We start from the raw sequence: 6084 nt of genomic DNA on the forward strand, positions 1-6084 counted from the left end.
ATGGACGGGGCGCCGAGCCCGAGTTCGCCGGCGCCGTTCCGCGAATTCGGCAAGGATTTGTCGATGATCGTGCCGCCGCTGACGCTGATCGGCGCCGCGAAGCGCGGCCCCGCGGCGCTGGCGATCAACCTCGGCTTCGCCGCCGCGATCGGCGCCTTCGCGTGGTGGATGATCGAACTGACGGGCAATTTCCCGCAATGGTCGGCGGTCGGGGTCGGCTATTATGCGGTGTTTTCCTGGGCATGCACGCTGCGCGCGCACGACCCCGCGACCTTCCGGCTGATCTGGGGCACCCCGGCCTTTCTCTGCACGACGCTGGGCTACGGCCTCGTCGCGCTCGCGGCCTATGCGCTCGCCTTCTGGTCGGCGCCCTATGCCGAGATCGTGCTCGGGCTGCCCAAGCAGGAACTCGCCTTCATCCTCGGCGCGAACGGCGCGGTCGCGGGCTTCGTCGGGGTGATCATCGGCGGCCGCGTCGCCGATCATCTGCGCGCGAAAAACCCCGCAGGACGCATCCTGATGATCATCTTCGGCGTCGTCGCGCCGATCATCCCGATCTGGATCGGCTATACGACCGCAAATTCGACGCTCTTCTATGCCATGAACTTCCTCGCCGGCATGCTCGGCGCCGCCGCACTCGGCGCGGCCGCGGCGACGACGCAGGATCTGGTGCTGCCAAGGATGCGCGGCACCGCGACCGCCGCCTTCTTCCTCGGCACCACGCTCGTCGGCCTGTCGTTCGGCCCCTATATGGTCGGGCAGATTTCGGACCTTGCCGGCACGATCGTCGATGGCAAGCCCGTCGGCGACCTGCGCACCGGCATATTGTCGCTGATCGGCGTCGCGCCGATCGCGCTCGGACTGTTGCTGTATGCCTACCGCGCCGTCCCGCAGGCCGAGGCGACGATCGCGGAGCGCGCGGCGGAGGCCTAGAAGTGCGACCCCGGTCCGGGCCGCCAGCCCGGCCGGGACCGGGATGGCGGCGCCGGAGAGTTGGCGCTTATTTCGCTTCGCGGACGATCACGCCGCACGCGACGCGGCCGCCGCTGTTGCCGCTGGGATCGGTCTTGTAGTCGTCGGGTCCGGCGTGGATGACGAAGGCGGCGCCGTCGGCGTCGAGCAGCGCGCCCTCGCCCTCGAAACGCGATCCGACGAGTTGCAGCGTTGCGCGGCCGATCTGGTCGGTTTCGATCACGAGATTGGGCAGGTCGCCATGGTGGGCGCCCATCGGATTTTCGCGGCCGTGCTGCGCGCCGGTCGGGTTCCAGTGCGGGCCCGCGCTGGCGAAATCGGGCGGCGTGCATTGCCCGACCGCATGGACGTGCATGCCATAGGTGCCCGGCGCGAAACCGCGCGCGACCAGTTCGATCCGGAGGCCGCTGGTATCGCGATAGATGTCGGCGCGGCCGCGATCGGCGCCCTTCGCGTCGGTGAGCGGGGCATAGGCGTCGGGTGGAGGCATGGTCGACGTCGGCGTCTTGCTTGTCCCGGCACAGCCGGCGAGCGCGAGCACCCCGGCGACGGCGAGGCCCCCGGCAATGGCCTGTTTGCGGCGCGAACCAATCGTCATCTTGCTGCTCCCTGTCTTGAAAACTGGCGGTCTTGAAACCTGGAATCGGGACCTGGCGGCGGCGCGCTTCGATCCCGCTGTGCCGGTGATGCCCGTATTTTCGGCCGGTTCCAAGAGCCTAAGTCGGTTTCGAGGTGCAGGCGATCGCTCGCCGCCCGTCAGAACTGATAGGCGACCCCTCCGCCGAAGACCCACTGGTCGGCGTCGCCGACCTCCGCCACGATCGGCGATTTGGCGAAGCGCGAGGCGATGCGGCCATATTGCGCCCCGCCGATCAGCGTGAAGCCCTTGCGCAGGTCGCCCGACAGGCCATAGGCCCCGGCGATGCCGAGCGTATATTTGCCCGCGGTCGGCTTGCGCCCCGCGCCGGTGTAGACGGGAAGTCCGCTGGCGGCGCTGCCGAGCGCGTCGATGTCGTAATAATAGCGGCCGAAACCCTTGCCGTAGAAATTCATCGATGCCGACACGCCTATATAGGCGCGTTTCGACAGGGGGGTGCCATAGTCGATTGCCGGCGATACCGCCCAGCTGCCATGGCGGCCCGATATGTCCTGCGACGCCGAGAGGCGGAAGCCGATCTGGTCGTATTGGCTGGTGATGACGCCGGTGTGGGTGACGCCGGCAAAAAGACCCATTTCGACCGCCATCTTGCGTTTGCCGAGCGCGGCGACCTGCGGATCGTCGGTCGTGCCGCTGCGGCCGCCGCGCAGGCTGATCGTCGGCCCGAATTTGAAGTCGGTCTTTTGGCCCTGGCGCTGGCGGATCAGGTCGATCTGGAAATTGGTGCCGCGGGTCGAAAAGGAATAGCCGCTGACTCGCCCGCGGAACAAGAAGGCGGGCAGGATTCGCCGGTCGTCGGAGCCGCTGTACTGCGGCGTGCTGAGCACCCCTGCGGCGACCGCAAAATAGTCGCGCGCCCATTTTCTGTCGGGGGTGTCGTCCTGCGGGCGCCTCGCGGGCAGCAGGATATTTTCGTCGAGGTCCTCGGTCTCCTGCAGGTAACGCGCCGATCGATTGGCGTCGCCGGTGGCGAGCGTCGTGTCGGAGCCCGCGGTCAGATCGTAGGGGAGCGATATATCTTCGGCGGCGGCAGGGGTCGCGAACGCTGCGATGGCGAATGCGGCGAGAGGCGGGATCAGGCGAGCCGGGCGGACCATGCGGAACAACAATGTCAGATCGGGCATCAGCATCCACCTGTTTTCCTGTGTTCTGGCCCCTCTTTACGGAGGCGTAAGTAAATGTCCCGCCATTGCAACGGCTTCATCTTGCCGCCTGACGCTTTTGGCTCCATCGTGCCTTTCATGCATCAATGCTCCTTCGTCGCTCTCATATCCCCCCGCGCCGCCATTGGTTCCCGCGGCATGGCCCGGATACAGGGCCGGTGAGCCGGATCCCGCGCCTGATCGGCTATGCGCTGATGGCTGCCGCGGTGGTGCTCGCGGTGCTGATGCGGCGCGGGTCGCTGGAGGCGATCGGGCCTTTTCCCGTCGCCGCGGTGGCGCTGCTCGTCGGGATGATCGGGGTCATGCTGGTGTTCACCGATCTGATGGTGCGCGGCCTCTATGCGCAGGTCGGCGCGGCGAAACATCGGGCCGGGGACGAAGAGGAGCGCTGATCCGGCTCTGCCGCGGGCGCGGGGCATCGGCGGGCCCACCCGCCCTTTTCGTTCGACACTATTGGCGGTTACCAGTATGACGGCGAGATGACTGACCGTCCGCATACGCCGCTGCTCGACACGGTGGATGTCCCCGCCGACCTCCGCAAGCTGAGGCCCGAAGATCTCCGCCAGTTCACCGACGAGCTGCGCGCCGAGATGATTTCGGCTGTCGGGACGACCGGCGGGCATCTGGGCTCGGGGCTGGGTGTCGTCGAGCTGACGACCGCGCTCCATTATGTGTTCGACACGCCGCGCGACAAGATCGTGTGGGACGTCGGCCACCAATGCTATCCGCACAAGATCATCACCGGGCGGCGCGACCGGATTCGTACGCTGCGTACCGGCGGCGGCCTGTCGGGCTTCACCAAGCGCAGCGAGAGCGAGTACGACCCGTTCGGCGCGGCGCACAGCTCGACCTCGATCAGCGCGGCGCTGGGCTTTGCGATCGCGAACAAGCTGAAGGACGAACCCGGGCGCGCGATCGCGGTGATCGGCGACGGGTCGATGTCGGCGGGTATGGCCTATGAGGCGATGAACAACGCGGCGGCGGCCGGCAACCGCTTGATCGTGATCCTGAACGACAATGACATGTCGATCGCACCGCCCGTCGGGGGGCTGTCGGCCTATCTGGCGAAACTGGTGTCGTCGCGGCCGTTTATCGAGCTGCGCGAGATCGCGCGCCGCTTTGCGCGGAAGCTGCCCGAGCCGCTGCACAAGGCGGCGAAGAAGACCGACGAATATGCGCGCGGCATGGCGATGGGCGGGACGCTCTTCGAAGAACTCGGTTTCTATTATGTCGGGCCGATCGACGGGCATAATCTCGAGCATCTGATCCCGGTGCTGGAGAATGTGCGCGACAGCGATCATGGCCCGGTGCTGATTCATGCGGTGACGGTGAAGGGCAAGGGTTATGCCCCCGCCGAGGCCGCGGCAGACAAATATCATGGCGTCCAGAAATTCGACGTGATCACCGGCGAGCAGGCGAAAGCGCCGCCGGGACCGCCACAGTACCAGAATGTCTTCGGCGAGACGCTCGCCAAGCTCGCCGACACCGACAAGCGCATCGTCGCGATCACCGCCGCGATGCCGTCGGGGACCGGGGTCGACAAATTCGCGAAGGCGCATCCGACACGGACGTTCGACGTCGGCATCGCCGAGCAGCATGCGGTGACCTTTGCAGCGGGGCTCGCCGCCCAAGGCATGCGGCCGTTCGCGGCGATCTATTCGACCTTCCTCCAGCGCGCCTATGACCAGGTCGTCCATGACGTCGCGATCCAGAACCTCCCTGTGCGTTTCGCGATCGACCGCGCCGGGCTCGTCGGTGCCGACGGGTCGACGCATGCGGGCTCGTTCGACGTCACTTATCTCGCGACCTTGCCCAATTTCGTCGTGATGGCGGCGGCCGACGAGGCCGAGCTCGTCCATATGACCTATACCGCCGCCGAATATGACGACGGCCCGATCGCGTTCCGCTATCCGCGCGGCAACGGCACCGGTGTGGCTTTGCCCGAGGTTCCGCAGAAGCTGGAAATCGGCAAGGGGCGCGTCGTACGCAGCGGCAAGACCGTCGCGATCCTGTCGCTGGGCACGCGGCTCGCCGAAGCGCTGAAGGCGGCGGATACGCTCGAAGCGCGCGGGCTGTCGACGAGCGTGATCGACCTTCGCTTCGCCAAGCCGCTCGACGAGGAACTGATCCGCAAGACGCTCGCGAGCCATGAGGTTTGCGTGACGATCGAGGAAAATAGCGTCGGCGGTCTCGGCGCGCATGTGCTGACGCTGGCGAGCGACGAGGGGCTGATCGACGCCGGGCTGAAGCTGCGCACGATGCGCCTGCCCGACATGTTCCAGGATCAGGACAAGCCCGAGCTGCAATATGACGAAGCCGGGCTCAATGCGCCGCAGATCGTCGATACGGTGCTGAAGGCGTTGCGCCATAACAGCGCGGGGGTCGAGGAAGCGGGCGCGCGGGCCTAGGCTGAACGCCCGGCCGGGGCAGGGGGCGCGGCATGGACTTCCTGAAGCTGATCCAGCAGCTCGACGAGCTTCTTTACGAAGTCATGTCGTGGCTGGTCTTCTATCCGGTCACGCTGTGGCGCGCGCTGCGGCATCCGTTGAACATGATGGATTATTCGGACGCCGAACTCGGTGATCCGGCCGAACGGCAATATACCGATACGCTGTCGCCGCCGCTCTTTCTGCTGCTGACGCTCGTGATCAGCCACGCACTCGAACTGTCGCTGGTCGGGCAGAATGCGGTGGTATCGCAAAAGACCGGGCTTGGCGGGCTGGTCGACGATGATTCGACCTTCATCCTGATGCGCGTCGCCTTTTTCAGCATCTTTCCGCTGGTGATGGCAGCGCGGCTGGTGCGCGCGCGGAACGTGAAGCTCGACCGCGTGCCGTTGAAGCCGCCCTTTTACAGTCAATGCTATGCCACCGCGCCCTTCGCGCTGATGGTCGGCCTGTCGTCGATCCTGATGCGGCTGGAGGCGTTCGAATGGAAACTCGCGGGCCTGCTGTCGCTGCTGTTCGCGCTGCTCTGGTTCGGGACGCTGCAGATATTGTGGTTCGCCCAGCATCTGCGCGTTGCGCGGTGGCGCGCCGCGCTCCATGCCTCGCGTGCGATGGTCGAGGGACTCGCCGCCTTTACGCTCGTTTCGCTGGCTTTCGCCTGAGTTCGAAAGAAAAGGGCCCGGAACGACCGGGCCCTCATTTCCATGTTTCTGCCTAAAGCTCAGGCGCCCGGGATCGCCGCCTGCGCGTCGCGGCCGTCGCCTTCGGGTGCGGCAAGGATGTCGCGGACGACGAGGCCCTTGTCGACGACCTGCGTGTCGGGGCTGCCGACCTGGCTGCGGAT

The 6084-nt window shown here is 66.4% G+C and carries 5 protein-coding genes and 1 pseudogene; 4 read left to right on the forward strand and 2 right to left on the reverse strand.

All coding sequences use genetic code 11. The features are described from left to right. Positions 1-933 (forward strand): annotated as a pseudogene (locus tag VN047_RS10410) (MFS transporter); the annotation flags it as partial. 67 nt (positions 934-1000) lie between these two features. On the opposite strand, the gene VN047_RS10415 reads toward VN047_RS10410, so the two are convergent. Together VN047_RS10415 and VN047_RS10420 are read right to left on the reverse strand one after the other, a co-directional pair. Continuing rightward, a complete protein-coding gene (locus VN047_RS10415) occupies positions 1001-1570 on the reverse strand; it encodes a superoxide dismutase family protein (RefSeq protein ID WP_325542401.1) in 570 nt (189 codons plus the stop codon). Between the two features lie 158 nt (positions 1571-1728). Continuing rightward, the gene (locus VN047_RS10420; RefSeq protein ID WP_325542403.1) at positions 1729-2760 is read right to left on the reverse strand and encodes a MipA/OmpV family protein; all 1032 of its coding nucleotides are present in this window, start codon (positions 2758-2760) and stop codon (positions 1729-1731) included. Positions 2761-2951: 191 nt separating this feature from the next. Between VN047_RS10420 and VN047_RS10425 the strand changes: the two genes are divergently transcribed. The 3 genes from VN047_RS10425 (at position 2952) to VN047_RS10435 (ending at position 5902) form a co-directional block, all read left to right on the forward strand. Beyond that, the gene (locus tag VN047_RS10425) at positions 2952-3185 is read left to right on the forward strand and encodes a hypothetical protein (protein WP_325542405.1); all 234 of its coding nucleotides are present in this window, start codon (positions 2952-2954) and stop codon (positions 3183-3185) included. Positions 3186-3272: 87 nt separating this feature from the next. Continuing rightward, positions 3273-5201 (forward strand): 1-deoxy-D-xylulose-5-phosphate synthase, encoded by a 1929-nt coding sequence (gene dxs, locus VN047_RS10430; RefSeq protein ID WP_325542407.1) that lies wholly within the window; start codon positions 3273-3275, stop codon positions 5199-5201. A 32-nt stretch (positions 5202-5233) separates the two neighbouring features. Beyond that, entirely contained in the window at positions 5234-5902 is a 669-nt protein-coding gene (locus tag VN047_RS10435) for a hypothetical protein (protein WP_325542409.1), read from the forward strand. Positions 5903-6084 lie beyond the last annotated feature (182 nt).

It is taken from the genome of Sphingopyxis sp. (assembly GCF_035565275.1).
Lineage (GTDB): Bacteria > Pseudomonadota > Alphaproteobacteria > Sphingomonadales > Sphingomonadaceae > Sphingopyxis.

Coding starts and splice junctions, on each gene's coding strand:
- VN047_RS10415 (WP_325542401.1), bottom strand. CDS start 1,570: ATGACGATTGGTTCGCGCCGCAAACAGGCCATTGCCGGGGGCCTCGCC.
- VN047_RS10420 (WP_325542403.1), bottom strand. CDS start 2,760: ATGCTGATGCCCGATCTGACATTGTTGTTCCGCATGGTCCGCCCGGCT.
- dxs (WP_325542407.1), top strand. CDS start 3,273: ATGACTGACCGTCCGCATACGCCGCTGCTCGACACGGTGGATGTCCCC.
- VN047_RS10435 (WP_325542409.1), top strand. CDS start 5,234: ATGGACTTCCTGAAGCTGATCCAGCAGCTCGACGAGCTTCTTTACGAA.